General features: G+C 60.8%; 14 protein-coding genes and 1 tRNA gene. 9 read left to right on the top strand and 6 right to left on the bottom strand.

The window, feature by feature from the left end:
• Window positions 1-8: 8 nt before the first annotated feature.
• Together leuD and leuC are read right to left on the bottom strand one after the other, a co-directional pair.
• Window positions 9-602, bottom strand: coding sequence for a 3-isopropylmalate dehydratase small subunit (gene leuD, locus QZ540_RS05355; protein ID WP_294628272.1), 594 nt, complete (start codon window positions 600-602; stop codon window positions 9-11).
• A 26-nt stretch (window positions 603-628) separates the two neighbouring features.
• A complete protein-coding gene (gene leuC / locus QZ540_RS05350) occupies window positions 629-2,071 on the bottom strand; it encodes a 3-isopropylmalate dehydratase large subunit (RefSeq protein WP_294628271.1) in 1,443 nt (480 codons plus the stop codon).
• A 533-nt stretch (window positions 2,072-2,604) separates the two neighbouring features.
• Between leuC and QZ540_RS05345 the strand changes: the two genes are divergently transcribed.
• On the top strand, window positions 2,605-3,378 hold the full coding sequence (locus QZ540_RS05345) for an IclR family transcriptional regulator (protein WP_294628273.1): 774 nt from the start codon (window positions 2,605-2,607) through the stop codon (window positions 3,376-3,378).
• 101 nt (window positions 3,379-3,479) lie between these two features.
• Here QZ540_RS05345 and QZ540_RS05340 read toward each other — a convergent pair whose 3' ends face one another.
• Both QZ540_RS05340 and QZ540_RS05335 read right to left on the bottom strand, forming a co-directional pair.
• Window positions 3,480-5,336: a GTPase gene (locus QZ540_RS05340; protein ID WP_294628268.1), complete on the bottom strand. Its 1,857-nt coding sequence runs from the start codon at window positions 5,334-5,336 to the stop codon at window positions 3,480-3,482.
• Between the two features lie 62 nt (window positions 5,337-5,398).
• The gene (locus QZ540_RS05335; RefSeq protein ID WP_294628267.1) at window positions 5,399-7,345 is read right to left on the bottom strand and encodes a dynamin family protein; all 1,947 of its coding nucleotides are present in this window, start codon (window positions 7,343-7,345) and stop codon (window positions 5,399-5,401) included.
• A gap of 613 nt (window positions 7,346-7,958) precedes the next feature.
• Between QZ540_RS05335 and QZ540_RS05330 the strand changes: the two genes are divergently transcribed.
• The 7 genes from QZ540_RS05330 (at window position 7,959) to epsC (ending at window position 15,624) form a co-directional block, all read left to right on the top strand.
• Entirely contained in the window at window positions 7,959-8,786 is an 828-nt protein-coding gene (locus QZ540_RS05330) for a DUF6318 family protein (RefSeq protein ID WP_294628266.1), read from the top strand.
• A gap of 268 nt (window positions 8,787-9,054) precedes the next feature.
• Complete coding sequence (locus tag QZ540_RS05325; protein WP_294628265.1) at window positions 9,055-10,215, top strand: DUF6318 family protein; 1,161 nt, start codon at window positions 9,055-9,057, stop codon at window positions 10,213-10,215.
• A 284-nt stretch (window positions 10,216-10,499) separates the two neighbouring features.
• On the top strand, window positions 10,500-11,345 hold the full coding sequence (locus QZ540_RS05320) for a DUF6318 family protein (protein ID WP_294628263.1): 846 nt from the start codon (window positions 10,500-10,502) through the stop codon (window positions 11,343-11,345).
• Between the two features lie 106 nt (window positions 11,346-11,451).
• Complete coding sequence (locus QZ540_RS05315) at window positions 11,452-12,450, top strand: DUF6318 family protein (RefSeq protein ID WP_294628262.1); 999 nt, start codon at window positions 11,452-11,454, stop codon at window positions 12,448-12,450.
• 117 nt (window positions 12,451-12,567) lie between these two features.
• Window positions 12,568-13,350, top strand: coding sequence for a DUF6318 family protein (locus QZ540_RS05310; RefSeq protein WP_294628261.1), 783 nt, complete (start codon window positions 12,568-12,570; stop codon window positions 13,348-13,350).
• Window positions 13,351-13,751: 401 nt separating this feature from the next.
• Window positions 13,752-14,687: a cysteine synthase A gene (gene cysK / locus QZ540_RS05305; RefSeq protein WP_294628260.1), complete on the top strand. Its 936-nt coding sequence runs from the start codon at window positions 13,752-13,754 to the stop codon at window positions 14,685-14,687.
• A 352-nt stretch (window positions 14,688-15,039) separates the two neighbouring features.
• Window positions 15,040-15,624 carry a serine O-acetyltransferase EpsC gene (epsC, locus tag QZ540_RS05300; RefSeq protein ID WP_294628259.1) on the top strand — a complete coding sequence of 195 codons (585 nt, stop codon included), beginning with the start codon at window positions 15,040-15,042 and terminating at the stop codon, window positions 15,622-15,624.
• A gap of 220 nt (window positions 15,625-15,844) precedes the next feature.
• Here the strand turns inward: epsC and gndA are convergent, their stop codons facing one another.
• Together gndA and QZ540_RS05290 are read right to left on the bottom strand one after the other, a co-directional pair.
• Window positions 15,845-17,317: an NADP-dependent phosphogluconate dehydrogenase gene (gene gndA / locus QZ540_RS05295; protein ID WP_070677220.1), complete on the bottom strand. Its 1,473-nt coding sequence runs from the start codon at window positions 17,315-17,317 to the stop codon at window positions 15,845-15,847.
• Window positions 17,318-17,503: 186 nt separating this feature from the next.
• Window positions 17,504-17,576, bottom strand: a tRNA-Val gene (locus QZ540_RS05290).
• A gap of 453 nt (window positions 17,577-18,029) precedes the next feature.
• On the opposite strand from QZ540_RS05290, the gene aceE reads away from it, so the two are divergent.
• The gene (aceE, locus tag QZ540_RS05285) at window positions 18,030-20,762 is read left to right on the top strand and encodes a pyruvate dehydrogenase (acetyl-transferring), homodimeric type (protein ID WP_294628258.1); all 2,733 of its coding nucleotides are present in this window, start codon (window positions 18,030-18,032) and stop codon (window positions 20,760-20,762) included.
• Window positions 20,763-20,909 lie beyond the last annotated feature (147 nt).

Genomic DNA, 20,909 nt, shown 5'->3' with positions numbered 1-20,909 from the left:
CTCTCGGCTTAGAGTTCCTGAGTGCGGGGCATCCAGGAGGGGCGCTTCGCCTCGTACGCCTCAATAGCCTCGAGGTTCTGCAGGGTCAGACCGATATCGTCCAGACCCTCCATGAGGCGCCAACGCACGTAGTCGTCAATCTCGAAGGGAACAACCAGCGCACCCACGGTTACGGTCTTGGATTCCAGGTCAACGGTGATTTCGGTGCCGGGCTCGTGCTCCAGCGCCTTCCAGATCAGCTCGATATCGTCCTGTGCAACCTGCGCGGTAACCAGACCCTGCTTACCGGAGTTGCCGCGGAAAATATCGGCAAAACGAGCAGAAATAACGACCTTGAAACCGTAGTCGCGCAGCGCCCACACGGCGTGCTCACGGGAAGAACCGGTACCGAAGTCCGGGCCCGCAACCAGCACGCTACCGTGCTTGTAGGGCTCCTGGTTCAGGATGAACTCGGGGTCCTTACGCCAGTTAGCGAAGAGGGCATCATCAAAGCCGATCTTGGTCACTCGCTTGAGGTAGACGGCGGGAATAATCTGGTCGGTGTCAACATTCGAAGAACGCAGCGGCACGCCAATGCCGGTGTGCTTAATAATGGGTTCCATAATGGCTCCTTAGCTATAGCGGCGTGCTAGGCCACGACGTCGGACGGGGCGGACAGGGTACCGCGCACAGCGGTTGCGGCAGCAACCACCGGGGAGACCAGGTGGGTGCGGCCACCCTTGCCCTGGCGGCCCTCAAAGTTACGATTCGAGGTGGAGGCGCAACGCTCACCGGGTGCCAGCTGGTCGGGGTTCATGCCCAGGCACATGGAGCAACCGGCAAAGCGCCAGTCGGCACCGAATTCCTTGAAGACCTTGTCCAGGCCTTCTGCTTCTGCCTGTGCGCGGACCTTCTGTGAGCCGGGCACGACCATCATGCGTACGTTCTCAGCGATGGTGCGGCCACGCACAATGTCGGCTGCGGCGCGCAGGTCCTCGATGCGGGAGTTGGTGCAGGAGCCCAGGAAGACAACGTCCACGGGGATGTCCTTCATGGGGGTGCCTGCCTTCAGGCCCATGTATTCGAGGGCGCGTTCTGCTGCAACCTTGTCGTTCTCGTCCTCGAAGTCATCCGGGGAGGGAACGGCGTGGCTCAGCGGAATACCCTGACCGGGGTTAGTGCCCCAGGTGACGAAGGGCTCGAGCTCGTCAGCGTTGATGAAGATTTCCTTGTCGAAGACGGCGCCTTCGTCGGTGGGCAGGCTCTTCCAGTACTCGACTGCCTTGTCCCACTCTTCGCCCTTGGGTGCGTGCTGGCGGCCCTTGATGTATTCGAAGGTGGTCTCGTCGGGGGCAACCATACCGGCGCGTGCGCCCGCCTCAATGGACATGTTGCACATGGTCATGCGGCCCTCCATGGAGAGGGAGCGGATCGCGGAGCCGCGGTATTCGAGCACGTAGCCCTGACCGCCACCGGTGCCAATCTGCGCGATGACGGCGAGGATGATGTCCTTTGCGGTCACGCCGGGCTTGAGGGTGCCCTCAACGTTGATTGCCATGGTCTTGAAGCGTGCCAGGGGCAGGGTCTGGGTTGCCATGACGTGCTCCACCTCGGAGGTGCCGATACCGAACGCGAGAGCGCCGAACGCACCGTGGGTGGAGGTGTGGGAGTCACCGCAGACGATGGTCATGCCGGGCATGGTCAGGCCGAGCTGAGGGCCAACCACGTGCACAATACCCTGCTCCTCGTCGCCGAGGGAGTGGATGCGCACGCCGAATTCCTTGGCGTTGCGGCGCAGGGTCTCAATCTGAGTGCGGCTGGTCAGGTCGGCGATGGTGCCGAAGATGTTGTCGGTGGGGGTGTTGTGATCCTCGGTGGCGATGGTCAGGTCGAGGCGGCGCAGGGGGCGGTTCTCGATGCGCAGCCCTTCGAATGCCTGGGGAGAGGTCACTTCGTGCAGTAGCTGCAGGTCGATGTAGAGCAGGTCGGGCTTGCCGTTTTCACCGGGGACGACGACGTGTGCGTCCCAGACTTTTTCTGCCAGGGTGCGCGGACGGGTGCCCGCGGTGGTTGCGTTCTGTTCGCTAGTCATGCTTTCTCCTGCTTGATGCGTTCCTACGGTGGATGCGTTCGGTGTGGTGCGTGCCGCTGGTTTGTGGGGTTGAGGGGCGGATTATGTACCCGATGGGACCCTCAAATCGGTATTTTCCTGCGGCGTGTCGCATATTTTTTCGCGGATTCTTAGCCTGTGAGACGGCCTAGAAGCACCCCGAACCAGCAAGTGTTTTTGTGTGGGTTTATTCTATGACTCCAGGGTGATTTTGCGGGATTACCCGCATTTTTACGCGGTTTTTCGCATATTTTCGCCCATAAACCCACATAAACACTTATTATGAAAAACTCATAATTTATCCCGTAGGGGGTGATTCCATCTTCAGCTCTGCACTCCAAAGAGTCCATGAAGTCCGGGGTATCTTTCATATTCTGAGATAGAATATAAGAATGACTCCTTCCGCATCACGTTTTAACGCACACGGAATGCGTCACCCCAACGCATCCACACAACACAACGCACCGATTGTTGACCCCGTCAAGCCGCCCGAACACATGGCCGCCGACGAGCAGATGGTAGAGGTACACTCCCACGGCTCCTCCGGCGTTGGCGTGCTCGACAAGGCAACCCTCATCCTTGACTGCCTCGAAGCAGGCCCCGTATCCCTGGGCGACCTCGTCAAGGCAACCGGTCTGGCGCGACCGACCGCGCACCGCCTCGCCGTGGCGCTGGCACACCACCGCCTCGTAGCCCGCGACGTGCAGGGACGCTTCATGCTCGGCCCGCGTCTGACCGAACTGGCATCCGCCACTATTTCTGATGAGCTCATCACCGTGGCTGACCCGATTCTGCAGAAGCTCAGCCTCGAAGCTGACGAGTCCACCCAGCTGTACCGCCGCCAGGGCGACTGGCGCGTGTGCGCGGCGACCGCTCCGCGCCCCTCCGGCATGCACGAATCTATTCCGGTCGGTACCCAGCTGTCCATGCAGGCTGGTTCCGCTGCCCAGGTTCTGCTCGCGTGGGAAGACCAAAATCGCATTGTTGAAGGTCTGCGCGATGCGCACTTCAGCGCCGCCATGCTCGCGGCTGTGCGCCGCATCGGCTGGGCGCAGTCCGTGGGTGAGCGCGAGCGCGGTACCGCCTCGGTTTCTGCTCCGGTGCGTGCCCCCGGCGGCAAGGTCATTGCGGCTGTGTCCATTTCGGGCCCGATTGACCGCATGACCCGCCAGCCGAACCGCAACTACCCCGAGCTGGTCGTTAAGGCTGCTCAGGCGATTACGGACGGTCTGCGTGAGCTTGCGGCGTCTCAGCAGGCGCCGTGCGCTGAGGCTTCTGACGAAGACTAAGCTTCAGTAGCGTATAGATTTAATGGAAGAATCCCTCCCCGCCTCGATTGAGGTGGGGAGGGATTCTTCTGTGCGCGCTTTGAGTCTGCCGGACGGTTCGGCTAGATGTCCAGCGCCTTGCGGTATGCGTTCAGGCGCTTTGCCTCCTGCTGTATCGGTGCGACCACGCAGGTCTGTACTGCCTTCTCCACGCCGGTCTGCAGACGGCCCCGCAGTTTGCGTGCGTAGTAGCGTGAGCCCATCGCGGTGAGTAGCCTGCCCACGCCCGCCGAGGCGATACCAAGCAATACGCCCAGCAGCAGAAGCAGGGTCGGCAGGGGTACCGGGGAGCCTTCGGGGGTCGGGGCGGGCGGTAGCTGAATCTGCAGGTACGCCATGCCGGAGATCAGGGTCAGCCAGGCGACACCCACCAGGGCGCTGAGGAGCGCAATCCACTGCAGGGCGTTGAAGATGACCCAGGGGGCGCGGGTGCGGCCCAGACCGTAGTCGATGCGCATCATATCGCGTTCGAGGAGGTCGGGTAGCTCCGCCTCGCGGGAGAGGGCGGCTTCCTTCATGCTACGCTTCCACGGTTCGTCGATGCGGTTCGCCATCTGCTTGCTGTACTGGCGTACGGCGTTTGCCATACCCGCCTTCTGCGCCGCGCTCAGCGGAGGCAGGGAGGATGCCACCAGCTCGGGTGCATTCTCGCTATCGGAGCCGAGCATTCCCGCGGACTTCTCAGCTTTAGAGGTGCTCTTCGTTTCGTCCTGCTGCCCCAGGTGCAGGCGGCGCAGGGGGTCGGCCTTCAGGCGGCTCATCCAGCGGGTGAGGATCCAGCCGGTGCGCTGTCCCGCCGCGCGGCGGTAGGAGGCGGTTGCCGCCTGCAGAACCTGCTCGGCGTGGCTGGAGGCGTAGCATACCTGCACGAGCTTCTGTTCCGCTTCGAGGGCGTAGGCTCCAGCGAGAACGGTGCCCTCTCCCCCGGCGTAGGTGCGTAGCTGGGAGGCGGTGGCATGCAGCTGAGCGTCGGTTCGTTGCAAGGACAGGCTCTTGGCGGCGGCTACCTGGGCGAGCATATCGCGGAGCGCGTCGACACCCTCACCGGTTCGGGCGGAAACGGCGATGGGTGCGGCGAGCAGGTGCGCCTCGGTGCCCTCAGCCTGGAGCAGGCGGGTGAGGGAGGCGAGCACAGCGGGCACCTCGGCGGGTGCGAGTTTGTCCGCCTGGTTGAGCACGCAGAGCGCCTGCGCGCCGGAGGCGGCAAGCGGCACCATGAAGTCGCGGTGGATGACGGCGTCGGCGTACTTTTGGGGGTCGACGACCCAGACGAGCACGTCTACGTAGCGCATCATGCGGGCGGCGAGGTCGCGGTTGGTGGTGGTGACCGAGTCGAAGTCGGGCATGTCCAGCAGAATCAGTCCGCCGGTGCGGGTGCGCATTTCGCCGCGTCCGCCAACGGCTCGGCGGATGCGGTTGAAGAGTCCGGGTGCCGGTTCGGTGACGGCGTTGGGTGCCGCCGCTCCCCCGGCAACCTCGCTACCCTCGGCCGTGTTTCCTTCGGCGGCGAGCGCCTGAGTTTGCGGGTAGACGCGCTTGTCGATGCCGAGCCAGTCGAGCAGTTCTTCGCTGCCTTCTGCCTCCCAGATTGCCGCCTGCACGGTGGAGGTGGTCGGGCGCGTGGGCGCGGAGAGGGCAATGTTCTGCCCGGCGATGGCGTTGAAGAGCGTGGATTTGCCGCTGCCGGTCGCGCCGAAGAAGCCGATGACGGTGTGTTCGGTGGAGAGTTCGCGGCGTTGGCTGAGGCGTTCGAGGGTTTCGGCGGCGTCGAGCAGCACGGTTTCGGGGACTCGTCCTTCGCCGTAGCTGATGGCGTCTTTCAGGGATGCGACGGAGCGAGCGAAGGGCGAGGTCGCCACGCCGGGGGCGGTGCCTCGATCTGTGGTTTTATTCTCGAGTTTGTTCTCGGGGGTAGTCATAGTGCGTTTTTCTTCGTCTGTGGTGCGCGGTCAGGTGGTGCGGTGTGCCTGTCCGGAGTGGTTTAGCGAGCAACCGTGCCGTTAGTGTGGGCTGCGGCTTGGCGCTGTGTGGTTTGACTCTGGGTGCTCATTTCTGCGGCGATTGCCTGCACCTGCTCAGCGGCGCGGTGAATGTCCTCGGCATCAGCCTGCGGGTCGGTTTCTTCCAGTACGGCGGTGAAGGGCTGAGCGTGCTCAGTGAGCAGCCCCGACATGCGTTCGAGCAGGTCGGTGCGGGCGCGGGTTGCCATGCGGCGCACCGCGTCTTCACCGAAGATGGACTCGAGCAGTTTGGTGCCGACCACTCCGCTACCGCCGGCGATACCCGCCTCAATACCGGTGATGCCGCCGGTGAGGCTGAACGCGGCAACCATGAGCATCACGGCGGTGGCGTTCACACCCAGGGAGAGGAAGCGGGCGCGTTTGCGCTTGTCGGCTCCTTCTTCACGGATCATTTCGAGGACGGAGCCCTGCCAGAGGCGAATCTGTTCCGCAACGGCCGCGGAGAAGATGTCCTCGGCGGACTGCACTTCCCCCTTCGCTTCGTTGCCCTTTGCCTCGCCGTTTGCGCCTGCGTTCTGTTCGGGCGCGGCGGAGGCAGTCTGCGGCGCAACAGAAACAGCCTGCGGCGCATCAAGGCGCGCCAGCAGGGAGCGTCCGGCGCGGCTGGCACGCCAGCGGGTGCGGGTGTTTTCGGAGGCGCGTGCGGCCGCATCCAGTACGACGGCGTGGATGCCGCTTTCGAGGGCGTCTTCTACCTTCTGTGCGGCGGCGGGCTGGCCTCGCAGGGCGGAGCTGACGCGGTCGCGCAGGCGACCGATGGTGCTGTCGAGGGAGCGGAAGAAGTCGCCGGTTCCCACGAAGTCGTGCCAGCGCGAGAGCACTTCGCCGCGCAGCAGGGAGCCGTCGGAGAGCGCGCCGTCGATGGTGGTCAGTGCGTCCTCGTATTCTTCGGCGGCGATGGTGGCAAGCGACTGGTGCGCCGCCTGCTGGCGTGCCTGTTCGGCGGCGAGTACCTGCAGGTTACCGGCGAGGGTTTCGACGGCACCGGCGAGGGTCTGCCGGGCGATGGCGGCGCGGGCGGGTGCGTCGGCGCCGAGTTCGCGGATCCACAGGGTCAGCGGGGCGAGGCTGACGGGTGCGAGCATGCCGCTTTCGTCGCGGGGCTGTTCGGTGACGGTGTGAATCAGTACGGCGTGGATTCCGGCCTCGTCGAGCATGCGTCGCAGGTCGTTTTCGATGGCTTCTTCGTCGCCTTCGGGCACGCGGTTGAGCACCACGGCGATGGCGATGGAGCGTGCGGCTGCTTCGTGGAGCAGTTCCCAGGGCACGGCGTCGGCGTAGCGGTTGGCGGTGGTGACAAAGAGCCACAGGTCAGCGGCGGAGAGCAGCTCCTTGGCGAGGGTGCGGTTTTCCTCGGAGACGGAGTCGATATCGGGTGCGTCGATGAGCGCGATGCCCTGCGGTAGCGCCGAGGTAGTAATAGGAATGAGGGCGCGCGCAATCTTCGGGTCGAGGCCGGGTAGTGCCTGCGATCCGGCGTTCATGCCGGAGGTGCGGGTGCGCGGCAGGGTGGGCAGGAAGCGTTCGGGTGACAGTGCCGCCTCGTCTTCTGCGCGGTGCAGGAGTACGGGGTGGCGGGTGGTGGGTCGAATCGCACCGGACTGGGTGAGCGGTTCGCCGAGCAGGGTGTTGACGAGGGTGGATTTACCGGCGCCGGTGGAGCCGCCGACCACGATGGTGAGGGGGTTATCGACGCTGGCGCTGCGCGGCAGAATGTAGTCGTCGAGTTGGCGTGCCATAGCTGCGAGCAGGGTGCGTGCGGAGGCGGTGCCGTGCTCTGCGGTGCCGTCGTGGGCGACGGTGTAGGGGGTGCCGGGGGTTTCGCCGGCTTCTACGTCGAGCGGGAGGGGGATTCGAGTGAGCAGTTCGCGAGCTGCTTTGAGCTGCGCATAGTCGGTGGTAGTCACAGCGCTATTGTCCCATAGGGTGAACCCGCTTCATGCCATGTGTGGGCGTTGCGGTGGGCACGTTGCGGCGGCGGGGAGTTTGGGGGTGTTTTTCGGGGTGTTTTTGATGGGTGTTCGGACAACGTGGAGAGGTTGAATTACTATTTACACACGAGGTGCAACAACTCCAATTTACGATTTACTCATATCAAGAAAAAGCCGAAAAATCCCCAAGTTTCTAGGGGAAACAATAGATTTTAATGCGGTTATCCCAAACACATTGGTACGTTTTATAACCCGCATAAAACGGGCAAATATTAAGATTTGATAACTTTTTACGCTCAAGCGCAGATATGGTCGTTTCGAACCTGAAAGTACGCTTAGAATCATTGAGCACGACAACCAGGCAGGTCATAACCCACACCGATTCCCTCAGGAGGCTTCTGGCCTGCCCTTTCTATCGCATCCGTACTCACCGCGGTATGCCACACCCTTCGGGAACGCTCACAGAGCTCTCGCTCAACTGCATTCGAGCTACCCGTTACTGCCTGCCCGTCTTTACTCTTGCGAAAGGTTGCGTATGTTCGGTTCGCTGTCACGTCGCCATCTTCTTGCTCTTTCTTCCGGAGTAGCATTGAGTGCACTCGCAAGCGCCTGCAGCCCCAGCGCAGTTTCTCGCCCTCAACCACTCACTGAACCCTCTCCTACTGATGCCGCACCGGCACCTCAGAGCACCCAGACTAAATCTGCGACCACCACGCGCAGCATCACTTACGCCGAGCCTCTACCCAAATCCGCTCTGGACGGCCGAGGCCCGGCGATTCTGCCTGATCAGTTCTTTGAGCGCGTCGGCAATTTCTCGAACGGCACTCTCAGTCACCGTGCCGTCAATGTCCCCCGACCCATCATGCCTCCGGAGGCTAAGGAACGTACCGTTGAGGGTCTGCACGCCTTCCTGCAGTACTGGGGTGCGGCGCAGAACTACATGCTCCTCACCGGTGATACCGACCCCTTCATGAACCTGCCCGGACAGGAGCACTTTAGCCACATGGCGAATATGTACCGCGATATTTACCGCTACAACATTGGCTGGCTGGTCTCTAAGAGCAACCACCCCATGTGCATCAATCTGAGCTCCCCGCAGCCGGTACCCGCCACCGAGCAGGACGTCTACTGCTGGAAGGCGACCCTGAAGGTGGATGAGAACGCGTTCCTGTTCAACCATGAGACCCGTCAGCGTGAGCAGCTCACCGGCATCTACGGCAGCAATCAGAAGGCGGACGCTTACGTCTACTTTGGCGAAGAGGGCTGGCAGATGCTGGAGGATCCGCAATCTTCCCCGAGCGCTACCGCCACCCCGGCGGCTACCGCTGAACCGTCCGCGAATACTCCGAGTGCGCTCCCGACCCCGAATGAGAGCACCTCTTCTAAGGCGGCTCGTTACATTCGAGGCTCAGCCTAAAGCTTCTTTGCATCCGTGCCTCAAAGATCCCGTCATATTGGGTGATATGAGGCACGGATGAGGGCTTTTATTTGTGTGCCACGCGTGAAATCTATAGGCTAGGGCTAGATGAGGTCCGCCCATTTTCGCCTCAATGCGCCTCTACCCGCCCCGCGGGTGACTGCTTCACGCCCTCTGATGGGGGCGTGATGTTAGGCTGAGGATTAGGGCGTGAGCTCTTCACCTATCACCGATACTTCCGCATCACAGCACATTCAAGGGGATCACTATGATTCACAGCCGCCGCCACTTTATTGCGCTCACGGGCACTGCCGCCCTGGGTGCGATGCTTGCCGCTTGCGGTTCCAAAAAGACTGCGGAGGCGACCGCCTCCCCCACTCCTTCCGCTTCGATTGCGGGTGCCTACGATAACCTGTCGGGCGAGCTGAAGTGGACCAAGTACGTTGCCGGTACCGGTGCTGCTCCGATGAGCAGCACCGACCCGGAGACCGGTCAGGTCTACACGATTGAGCCGACCGCCGGCCCCGCGAGTGTTGATTCTAAGGCGAGCGCCGTGCCCATCCCGGTTGAGGATGAGAGCATGTACGAGAAGAACGCCCGTAGCCTGCGCGCCACCTTCGCGTATTTTGCGGCGGCGGTGAACTACGCCCGCATGACCGGTGATCCCGGTCCGGCTCTGCAGGTGGTTCATCAGGATAATTCTGTTCAGCGTGCTTCTTTGGAGAAGCTGCGCGCCTTCTATGCGCCCGGCACGAACTGGCTGGTTGATGGTGAGTGGACCTTCCGCCTGACCGATAAGCAGCCGACGACCCGCGGCACCAAGTATTCGTGGGCGTGCACCGTGACTCAGGCGCACGGTCTGCAGGTTGAGAAGGCAACCAATACGACCAAGCCCCTGGAGGACACCGAGGCGCAGGAGATTAAGGCTCTCTATGCTGAGTACGATGAGGAGGCGAAGCGCTGGTTGGTGATTGCGCCTCAGCAGTATGATCCCGCGTTGACTCCGAAGCCGATTCAGACTCCGCGCGCGCATCCTTCCTCGACGTACACCCCGACGGTGACTGATGACAGCACCGTGGCGGCTAATGCTGGCGCAAACGCCGGTGCGAACACTTCGGGTAACGGTGCCGCGCAGGGTACCGCTAACAACGGTGCCGCCCAGAATGGCGCAGGTCAGAGCGGTGCCGACCAGAGCGGTTCCCGTCAGTACACTGGCTCCCAGAATGGTGGTGCCCAGAATAGTGCCGGTCAGGGTGGCGCGGCTCAGGCTCCTCAGCCTGCCGCTACCCAGGCGCCTACGGCTACCGCTCCCGCGCAGCCCGTGGCGTCTCAACCTGCAGCTGCGACGGCTCAGCCGACCGTAGCCCCCGGTGCCGCTGAGCCCGGTGCCGCTGGTGGAGATGTTGCTCCCGCGGCAGGTGCCCAGTAGCCTCTCCCCTATAGACGATCTCTATAGACGATGAACGCGTCCCCTCCTTCGCTATACCCCATTCGGTGTGATGCTCCCGCTGGTTACCGTAAGTTCACTGGCTGCGGTAAGTTCGCTGATGGGCGGCATATCACGCTCGTTTGGGCGCTGGTACGCACGGGTGTGAAGGCGGGGGCGCGTTATACTTAGGACTGTCTCTAGAGGGATGTCCGCGTGTGATATCCGCTCGTCGAGGCGTTCTCTCACTCGTCTCTCACCTGAGATTCTCACTCGAAAGGTATTCCGTGGCGCTTTTCCCCATGACCTCCGGGCTTCCCAGTTCCACTACCGGCATCAGCCGCCGTTCTGCCCTGCGTTACGCGGGTGCGGGCGTTGCGGGCATGTCTTTGAGCGCCCTGCTGGTTGCGTGCGGTGGTAGCTCGTCCTCTGCCGAAGACGCTGATGTGGATACCCCGCAGATTTCCCCTTCGGCTTCTGCGCGCGCTGACTTTAGCGGCGAGGTTACCTTCGATAACTATGAGAAGAAGGGTAATTTCGTTCCGGCGACCGAGTCTGCTCCTGCGCAGAACGTGCCGCTCCCCAAGCGCCCGGCGAGCGCCTCGGAGAACTCGGTGCAGGGTCTGTACGACTCGATTGCGTTCGTGTATGCGGCGATTAACTACCTGGTGCTGACCGGTGATGCGGCTCCGCTGCGCGAGTCGAAGGCTGACGATAAGTTCATTGCTTCTTTCTCGTCATTCATGGATGAGTCGAATGAGAGCTCGCAGAATCGTGACTGGTTTGTGTCGCCGAAGGTGACCATGTCTGCGTTCACTGCTGTTCCCGCGCTGGTGAAGAAGAGCGTCCAGTGGACCTTTGACCTGGTGATTGATTTGGGTCCGACCGTGGTCATTGACGGTGCCCCTGCGGAGATGTCCGAAAAGGTGCGTCGCACTGAGCGTGGCCTGGTGGTTACCGGTGTGCGCCACGATAATGACTGGACCCTGACGATTCAGGATGAGTACGAGGTTCAGGCTTCGGCTCAGCCGAAGAATGGTGGCGCTAATGGCGGTGCTTCCGGTGGCGCTAATGGTGACACCAGTGGCGGTAACTCCGGTAATGGCGGCAACTCTAATGGTGACAACCTTTAAGCCCTCAGATGGATGAGGCATCATGCCCTAACTCGCACTCGGGTTAGGGCATGATTTGTTTTACTCTGGTAGTAACGAGCTTTCCTGGATTCAAGGTTTTTCTCTTATGTCTTCTTTTTCTCAGTCTTTCTCTCGCCGCTCCCTGCTGCGTCTGGGTGTGGGCGCCTCCGCTGTTGCGGGTTCTGCGGCGCTGTTGAGCGCGTGCGGCTCGGGTAGCTCTAGCCAGCAGTCGGGTTCTCAGGGCGGTAGCCTGAACGGTTCGAAGTCGAGCGCTAACCCGAATGGGTACAGCGATGATGGTCAGAACTATTCGGGTCTGGTGGAGTACACCCACTATGATGGTGCGTTGAATTATGAGCAGGGTACGGTGGATCATCCGCCGCGTAATGCTCCGAAGCCGAAGGTGACTGATAAGCTCTCGTTGAATACGGTGACGGGTTTCCATGAGGCGGTTGCTTATTTTGCGGCGGCTATGGATTACCTGGTGAAGACCGGTAGCACGGATGCGTTCTCGACCGGCATTCAGCTGTCCTCGAAGACTCGCTCTGAGGTGGATGCCCTGTCGGCGTCGATTTTGGCGGGTGTGGAGAAGGGCTCCTGGTATGTGAACCCGTCGGCTTCTTATGCTTTGGCGAGCGCTCAACCGTCGATTATGAGTGATGGCAATCTGCTGTTTAAGGGTCAGTACACTCTGGACTTTGGTACGGAGGCGGTGGCTGAGGGCAAGATTCAGCCGGTGGCCGCCTCGGCGAGCGCTTCGGCTTCTGCTGAGCCTACTGAGCCGTCGGAGGATGCGCTGGTGTCTGATGCGGCATCCCCGAGCGCCTCTGCTTCTGCTTCCCCGAGTGCTACTGCTGCGGGTCCGGCTTCTCAGGTGACGATTCAGGAGTGCGATTTCCGCGGTCGTTACCACGCTGATTCGAAGATGTGGGAGCTGAGCGTGGCATACGGTGCCACCGTTCAAGGAGGCACCGCTCAGGGAGGCGCTTCTACCGCGAGTGCAGCAGCGTCCGGCGCAGCATCCGGTTCGGCTTCCCCGTCTACTTCCGCCTCCTCTTCTGCCGCCGCTTCTACTGAGGCGTCCGCCACCTCCGCGGCGTCATAGTCTGTCATAACGCTTTTATCTGCGAGGCGCTTCTCACGCTTCGCCCGCTCAACTCTGTATCCTGTTGGGTTTGCGGCTAAACTGGTTGCAATCACCGACTGACTGAAAGGTATCACTATGTCCGAGAACCTGACCCGCCGCGCGGCGCTGGGTATGCTGGGCGTCAGCTCTATGGCTTTGCTGGCGGCTTGTGGCTCTAAGGCTACTTCTGAGGCATCTGCTTCCGCTTCTGGCTCTGAGAGCGCTTCTGCTGCGGCTTCTGAGTCTGCTACCGCTTCGCCGAGCGCTTCGGCTTCGGCTTCGGCGTCTGCTTCTCCCTCCGCTTCTGCGTCGGCTTCTGCTTCGGCGTCGAGCTCTCCGCTGCCTAACGACAATAAGGATTACAGCGGCGTAGCGAAGCTGGAGAAGATGGAGGAGCACGGCGAGTACCAGCCGGGCAACGCTGAGCACCCGCCGCAGAACGTGCCGTCCCCGATCGTTCCGGAGGCTATGCACCAGAATTCGGTGGCTGGCTTCGCGGCGGCGCTGGCGTACTTCGGTGCGGCGTTTGAGTACCTGCTGCGCACCGGCGATATGCACTACATGAACGAGGTCAGCACCGACCAGGAGACCCTGGCGGCGATGAAGAAGTACGCGGACTCCACTAAGGCGGGTATTGATGAGAAGAAGACCTGGTACGTGAACCCGACTGCTACCCTGACTATTGGCACTAAGCAGCCGGTTCTGGCTCAGGGTGCGTACAACTGGACTGTGACTCTGAACGTGGATCTGGGTGAGAAACTGTTCAAGGACGGCAAGGAGCAGACCGTGGCGGCTGATAAGCGTCACGTGAAGATGTTCGGTGAGGCCGTTGGTCGCTACTTGAACAACAAGTGGGACCTGCACATGGACATCAACTAGTCCTCTGGGCTGGTTCTCTCCCCCGCTTTTGCGTCTTTTCCATCTCAGGATGCGGTTTTTCACTGTTTTTTCCATTGATGGCAATAAAATTTGTGGCTCCAGCTTGCGGTGAACAGAGTTCATCACTACTCTTATATATAGAGGTTGTCTTTTGGGCTACATAATGTTTCTAGAGAGCGCCGCACATTCATTGTCCTTTATCGAGAAAGGGTTTGTGCGGCGCTTTTCTGTACCCTCTTTTTGAACCTCGTTCCTTGAGGTTTTTCTCTGGCATTATTACGAACTGTGACCGCAGGTTTAAACCTGTCGCCGGCGAGTAGTAGAGTTGCCACGTAACCGATTATTCATTGCGGAGACCCCGTCGCGGCTGGCCTCCCCCAGGCTCATGTAAGGAGCACCCCATGGCAAAGATTCTCAGCAGCATTGTTGAAGCAACCGGCCAGACCCCCCTGATTAAGCTGAACCGACTGGACGAGGGTCTTCCCGGTAACGTCGCGGTCAAGCTTGAGTTCTACAACCCTGCAGGTTCGGTCAAGGACCGTATCGGCCGCGCCATCATTGACGCTGCTGAGAAGTCGGGTGAGCTGAAGCCCGGCGGTACCATCGTTGAGGGTACTTCCGGTAACACCGGTATTGCGCTGGCTATGGTGGGTGCTGCTCGCGGTTACCGCGTCATCCTGACCATGCCGGAGACCATGTCTGCTGAGCGTCGCGTGCTGCTGCGCGCTTACGGTGCTCAGATTGTGCTGACCCCCGGTACCGAGGGTATGCGCGGCGCTGTGGAGAAGGCTAAGGAAATCGTTGCCACCACCGAGAACGCCATCCTGGCGTCTCAGTTCTCCAACGAGGCAAACCCCGCTATTCACTACAACACCACCGGCCCCGAGATTTGGGAAGCAACCGACGGCAAGGTCGACATCTTCGTGGCGGGTATTGGCACCGGCGGCACCATCTCCGGTACCGGTAAGTACCTGAAGGAGCAGAACCCTGACGTTAAGGTTGTTGCGGTTGAGCCGAAGGACTCCCCGCTGCTCTCTGAGGGTCGCGTTGGCCCCCACAAGATTCAGGGCCTGGGCGCTAACTTCGTTCCCGACACCCTGGACCGCGGCATCTACGATTCCGTGACCCCGGTCAGCGCTGAGGACGCTATGCGCACCTCCCGCCTGCTGGCTACCCAGGAAGGTATTCTGGGCGGTATTTCTTCCGGTGCGGCTGTGTGGGCTGCTCTGGAGGAGGCTAAGAAGTCTGAGAACAAGGACAAGCTGATCGTGGCTATCGTTCCTGACTTCGGTGAGCGTTACATCTCCACCGCTCTGTACGAGGATATCCGCGGCTAATTGAGCTTCTATGCCCCCGTTAGTGGGAGGCATCAGTTTATAGTGCTACGCCCCGTCTGCCGGTTGCATACACGGCAGGCGGGGCGTTTCTATGCCCACTGCGAAATAAAGACTCTGTGAACTGACCGGCAAGGAGCTGAGCTGTCCCGTGGCTCCCCTGTTGCTCTGGTGCCGCTCCCCCGCTGTTCTTTTGCGTCGCCCCGTGTGTATCCGCGCGGCTGGGCAGGCCAAGCAGTGGGCGCGTCCACCATGTTGCTGATTGGGGTGGGAATAGCCGAAAGGGCTTCATTGTTGGTACCTTTGGAAAGGTCGCACACATACAGAGCACGACCGATGAGGGAAAGGGAACCCAATGAGTTTTATTGCGCGCCTGCGTGAAGATATTGAGAACGTCCGCCAGCACGACCCCGCTGCGCGCGGCGCTGTCGAGATTGCGCTGAACTATTCGGGCATGCACGCCATTTGGGTTCACCGTCTGACCCATAAGCTCTGGCAGAAGGAAGAGACGAAGTCGCTGGCGCGTACCCTTTCGCAGTTTGCGCGTTTTCTGACCGGCGTGGAGATTCACCCGGGTGCGACCATTGGCCGCCGTTTCTTTATCGATCACGGCATGGGCATTGTGATTGGCGAAACCGCTGAGGTCGGCGACGACGTGATGCTGTACCACGGTGTGACCCTGGGTGGTCGTTCCCTGGAGAAGGTGAAGCGCCACCCCACCATTGGTGACCGCGTGACCATTGGTGCCGGTGCGAAGGTGCTGGGCCCCGTGGTCATTGGTGCCGATAGCGCGATTGGTGCGAACGCCGTGGTCGTCAACGATCACCCCGCCGATTCGATTATTACCGGCATTCCCGCGAAGCACCGCCCGCGCACCCCGGAGAAGAAGAAGCCGCTGGTGGACGCTGTGGCGTACATTGACCCCGCCATGTGGATTTAGTGCTTGCTGGCGTTTTGGGCCCGTAGAGGCGCGTCTGGCGGCTCCTAGCTAATATCCTATCCGCAGTGCTTCTCCCCTGCGGTTCTTCCACTGGCGCTTCTTTCCCTGGGATGCTTCTCTCTAGCACCCCGCGCAACAGCATAGTGAAGGCATAACGAAAGCCCGCCCCGTCCGGATTCTCATCCAGCCGGGGCGGGCTTTTGTGTTCAGCTACGGGAGCTTAGTGAACGTGAATGTCCGCTGCGTTCACCTCGGAACGGTCGCCGCTCCACATGGTGTGGAAGGCGCCCTCTTCGTCGATACGACCGTAGGTGTGCGCACCGAAGAAGTCACGCTGACCCTGAATCAGGGATGCGGGCAGGCGGTCGCGGCGCAGACCGTCGTAGTAGGACAGTGCGGATGCGAACACCGGCACGGGGATGCCCAGTGCGGTTGCCTTAGCCACCACGCGACGCCAGGAAGGAACGAGCTCCTCCATGAGGTTCTTGAAGGCGGGTGCCAGCAGCATGTTCGCGGGAGCCTCATCAGCGTAGGCAGCCATGATGTCACCCAGCAGCTCGGCACGGATGATGCAGCCTGCACGCCACAGCGATGCGATGGTGTCCAGCTTCAGGTCCCAGCCGTATTCCTTGCCTGCGCGGGTGAGCAGGTCCATGCCCTGTGCGTACGCAACGAGCTTGGATGCGAAGAGTGCGCGGCGCACATCCTCAACGAACTCGGGGTCGCCTGCACCGATGCCGGTGGTTGCAATCAGGCCGGCGGGCAGTTCACGCTGTGCCTGCTCGCGCTGCTCACGCTCGGAGGAGGAGAGGGCACGTGCGAACACGGACTCTGCGATAGCGGAGACGGGGGAACCGAGATCCAGGCCAGCCTTAGCGGTCCACAGACCGGTACCCTTCTGACCCGCTGCGTCGACGATAACGTCCACCAGGGGCTTGCCGGTCTTTGCGTCAACCTGTGCGAGCACCTCAGCGGTGATTTCGATCAGGTAGGAGCTCAGGTCGCCTTCGTTCCAGGTCTTGAAGATTTCTGCCTGCTGTGCAGGCTCGATGCCTGCGATGGAACGCAGAATGTCGTACGCTTCGCCAATGACCTGCATGTCGGCGTACTCGATGCCGTTGTGGACCATCTTCACGAAGTGGCCCGCACCGTCGGTGGAGATCCATGCGCAGCAGGGTGCGCCGTCCTGCGGTGCCTTCGCTGCGATCTTTTCGAGCAAGGGGCCGAGGTGCTTGTAGGACTCTGCGGAGCCGCCGGGCATCATGGAGGGGCCCCAGAGAGCGCCCTCTTCACCACCGGAAACGCCAACACCTACGAAGTGCAGGCCCTTTTCAGCCAGGGCGTGCTCGCGACGGATGGTGTCGGGGAAGTGAGAGTTACCGCCGTCGATAATGATGTCGCCCTCGTCGAGCATGGGGGTGAGCTGCTCGATAACAGCGTCGACGGGCGCGCCCGCCTTGACCATAATCAGGATGCGGCGGGGAGACTCGAGGGAGTCGACGAGTTCCTGCAGGGACTCGGTACGGATGAAGTCGCCGTCTGCGCCGTGCTCAGCCAGCAGTGCGTCGGTCTTCTCTACGGAACGGTTGTGCAGTGCCACGGTGTAGCCGTTACGTGCCAGGTTGCGGGCGAGGTTTGCGCCCATGACAGCAAGGCCGGTGACACCAATCTGTGCCTTCTTGTTTTCAGTCATGTATATAAGGATACGCGCTGAGGGCAGGCTATATATAGGTGGAGTGCAGTTTTATGCTCGAAGGAATCGCAGTCCCGACCGAATTATTTTCGTGAGCCTCCCGCCGGGTACTCTCGCGGCAGGTCAATGGGTAAATACAACCGGGTAAACAAAAACCCCGGTACCTTACGGTACCGGGGTAATCGGTGGGTCCTACCGGGATCGAACCGATGACATCCACGGTGTAAACGTGGCGCTCTACCAGCTGAGCTAAAGACCCGTAGTTCTCACTGTTTCGTTTCCGTTCCAGTGGCGAACACAAGAAACAACTATACGGGCTTTTGAGGTGCCGCGCAAATCCAGGGAACGTGTTCTATGTCTCAATATTTTTTTCATTTTCCCACCGCACCCCACACTAAGCCACAGCAAGCCATGTAAGGCTGCCACCTTTCAGGTAAGACACACCCCCTCATTCCGCGCCATTTAGGTGCAAAAAGACCCTAACTAGTACTTTTGATGCGCATTTTTTCCGCTCAGATAGTCACAATGCGAAACCCACATCACAAAAACCCCCATTTGAGACCAAGAGAGGCACCTTTAGGTCTAAGATAGTAGAGATAAGAAGCGAAGTGGGTCTTACAGACCTATAGCGCTTAAACACAAAGATTGTTCGACAACGCAACATCGCGCGGCGGGCGATCTCACAACCGCACAGAAGAGAGGTTGGATTAGTTTGGCTAACGTACCGAACGAGCACTCCCTGAGCACCCTTCTTGATGGCCTCAAGGACATCGACGTAGAAGAGACCCAGGAATGGGCTGAGTCCCTCGAGGACCTTATCAAGACTCACGGCACCGAGCGTGCAGAGTACATCCTTCGCGCACTGCTCAAGGAGGCTGGCGCAAAGGGCGTTAAGGTCCCGACTCTGACCAAGACCGACTACATCAACACCATCCCCGTTGATCAGCAGCCCGAGTACCCCGGCGATGAGGAACTCGAGCGCCAGTACCGCGCATGGATTCGTTGGAACGCAGCAATCATGGTTCAGCGTGCCCAGAAGAAGGGCATCGGCGTTGGCGGTCACATCTCCACCTTCGCAGGTGTTGCTGACCTCTACGAAATGGGCCAGAACCACTTCTTCCGCGGCCGTAACCACCCCGGTGGCGGCGATCAGGTCTTCTTCCAGGGTCACTCCTCCCCCGGTGTCTACTCCCGCGCATTCGTTGAGGGCGTCCTGACCGAAGAGCAGATGGACGGCTTCCGCCAGGAGAAGACCAAGGGCGCAAACGGTATTCCTTCGTACCCGCACCCCCGCTGCATGCCCGAGTTCTGGCAGTTCCCGACCGTTTCCATGGGTCTGGGCCCCCTGAACGCAATCCACCAGGCATCCTTCAATAAGTACCTGCACAACCACAAGATTAAGGACACCTCCGAGCAGCACGTCTGGGCATTCCTGGGCGACGGCGAGATGGACGAGCCCGAGTCGCGTGGTGCACTGCAGCTGGCTGCAAACGAGCACCTGGACAACCTGACCTTCGTCGTCAACTGCAACCTGCAGCGTCTGGACGGCCCCGTTCGCGGTAACGGCAAGATCGTTCAGGAGCTCGAGGCATTCTTCCGCGGCGCAGGCTGGCACGTCATCAAGGTCCTGTGGGGCTCCGACTACGATGAGCTGCTCAAGAAGGACAAGAGCGGCAAGCTCATCCAGCTGATGAACGAGACCCTCGACGGTGACTACCAGACCTTCCGCGGCGAAGACGGTGGCTACATCCGCGAGCACTTCTTCGGCAAGTACCCCGAGACCAAGGAACTGGTTGCAGACCTGACCGACGAGCAGATCTTCAACCTGCGCCTGGGTGGCCACGACGACAAGAAGCTCTACGCAGCCTACAAGGAAGCTATGGAGACCAAGGGCAAGCCCACCGTCATCCTGGCACAGTCCATTAAGGGTGCGGAGCTCGGCCCGTTCTTCGAGGCACGTAACTCCACCCACCAGATCAAGAAGTTCACCATGGAAGCACTGAAGGGCTTCCGTGACCACCTGAACATCCCCATCTCCGACGAGGAGCTGGAGAAGGATCTGTACAACCCGCCGTACTACCTGCCCGAGGCAAACCACCCGGCGCTGCAGTACATGCAGGCACGCCGTAAGGAACTCGGCGGTTACATCCCCGGCCGCGCAAACGCACAGCCCGAGATTACCCTGCCCGAGTCCAAGGTCTACGCACAGACCAAGAAGGGCTCCGGCAAGCAGACCGCTGCTACCACCATGGCGTTCGTCCGCCTGATGAAGGACCTCATGCGTGTGAAGGGCTTCGGTCACCGTATCGTTCCCATCACCCCCGATGAGGCACGTACCTTCGGTATGGACTCCTTCTTCCCGTCGGCTAAGCTGTACAACCCCAACGGCCAGAACTACGTGCCCGTTGACCACCAGCTGATGCTGACCTACACCGAGTCCCCCGAGGGCCAGATCGTTCACGTGGGTATTAACGAGGCAGGCGCATCCGCAGCGTTCACCGCTATCGGTACCTCCTACGACACCCACGGCGAGCCGATGATCCCGATTTACATCTTCTACTCGATGTTCGGCTTCCAGCGCACTGGCGACTCCTTCTGGGCTGCAGGCGACCAGCTGTGCCGCGGCTTCGTCATCGGTGCAACCGCAGGTCGTACCACCCTGTCCGGTGAGGGTCTGCAGCACGCTGACGGTCACTCCCCGGTCCTGGCGTCCACCAACCCGGCGTTCAAGATTTACGACCCGGCATACGGCTACGAGATTGCGCACATCATGGAGCGCGGTATCGAGCAGATGTACGGTACCAAGGACGAAGACCACAACGTCATGTACTACCTGACTGTGTACAACGAGCCGATTCACCAGCCTGCTGAGCCGGCAAACGTTGACGTTGAGGGCATCATCAAGGGTATCCACAAGATCAGCGAGTCCCCGCTGACCTCCGGTCCCAAGGCACAGCTGCTGGCATCCGGCGTTGCTGTTCCGTGGATCGAGAAGGCTCAGCAGCTGCTGGCTGAGGACTGGGGCGTCTCCGCAGACGTCTGGTCCGTCACCTCGTGGACCGAGTTGCGCCGCGACGGCCTTGCCGCTGAGGAAGAGGCTCTGCTGAACCCGAACCAGCCCGCTCGCGTTCCTTACGTGACCCAGAAGCTGGCAGGCGCTGCTGGCCCGATCATCGCGACCACCGACTTCGCTTCGGATGTTCCCGACCAGATCCGCCAGTTCGTTCCGAACGACTTCGCAACCCTGGGTGCTGACGGCTTCGGCTTCGCAGACACCCGCCCGGGTGCACGTCGCTTCTTCCACATCGATGCAGAGTCGGTTGTTGTCCGCACCCTGCAGATGCTGGCAAAGCGCGGCGAGGTTGCAGCAGACGTTCCCGCGAAGGCATTCGCTAAGTACGACCTGCTGAACGTGAACGCTAACTCCGAGCTGGAGCAGCACTAAGCATTTAGCGGTAGAACCTCGGTTCTGCGGTTAAAGCTAAACGATGCCCCCGGTTGATGATTCATCAACCGGGGGCATTCGTGTTTTAACTCGTGCTTTACCTGAGTTGCATGTTTTAACTGATGTAGCCCGGAGGTAACGACTATT

Source organism: uncultured Rothia sp., assembly GCF_916049665.1.
Lineage (GTDB): Bacteria > Actinomycetota > Actinomycetes > Actinomycetales > Micrococcaceae > Rothia.
This window is presented reverse-complemented; position numbering and strand designations above follow the sequence as displayed.

What these genes read in the sequence shown, in the direction of transcription:
- leuD (WP_294628272.1), bottom strand. Translation starts at nt 602, where the DNA reads ATGGAACCCATTATTAAGCACACCGGCATTGGCGTGCCGCTGCGTTCT.
- leuC (WP_294628271.1), bottom strand. Translation starts at nt 2,071, where the DNA reads ATGACTAGCGAACAGAACGCAACCACCGCGGGCACCCGTCCGCGCACC.
- QZ540_RS05345 (WP_294628273.1), top strand. Translation starts at nt 2,605, where the DNA reads ATGGTAGAGGTACACTCCCACGGCTCCTCCGGCGTTGGCGTGCTCGAC.
- QZ540_RS05340 (WP_294628268.1), bottom strand. Translation starts at nt 5,336, where the DNA reads ATGACTACCCCCGAGAACAAACTCGAGAATAAAACCACAGATCGAGGC.
- QZ540_RS05325 (WP_294628265.1), top strand. Translation starts at nt 9,055, where the DNA reads ATGATTCACAGCCGCCGCCACTTTATTGCGCTCACGGGCACTGCCGCC.
- QZ540_RS05315 (WP_294628262.1), top strand. Translation starts at nt 11,452, where the DNA reads ATGTCTTCTTTTTCTCAGTCTTTCTCTCGCCGCTCCCTGCTGCGTCTG.
- QZ540_RS05310 (WP_294628261.1), top strand. Translation starts at nt 12,568, where the DNA reads ATGTCCGAGAACCTGACCCGCCGCGCGGCGCTGGGTATGCTGGGCGTC.
- cysK (WP_294628260.1), top strand. Translation starts at nt 13,752, where the DNA reads ATGGCAAAGATTCTCAGCAGCATTGTTGAAGCAACCGGCCAGACCCCC.
- epsC (WP_294628259.1), top strand. Translation starts at nt 15,040, where the DNA reads ATGAGTTTTATTGCGCGCCTGCGTGAAGATATTGAGAACGTCCGCCAG.
- gndA (WP_070677220.1), bottom strand. Translation starts at nt 17,317, where the DNA reads ATGACTGAAAACAAGAAGGCACAGATTGGTGTCACCGGCCTTGCTGTC.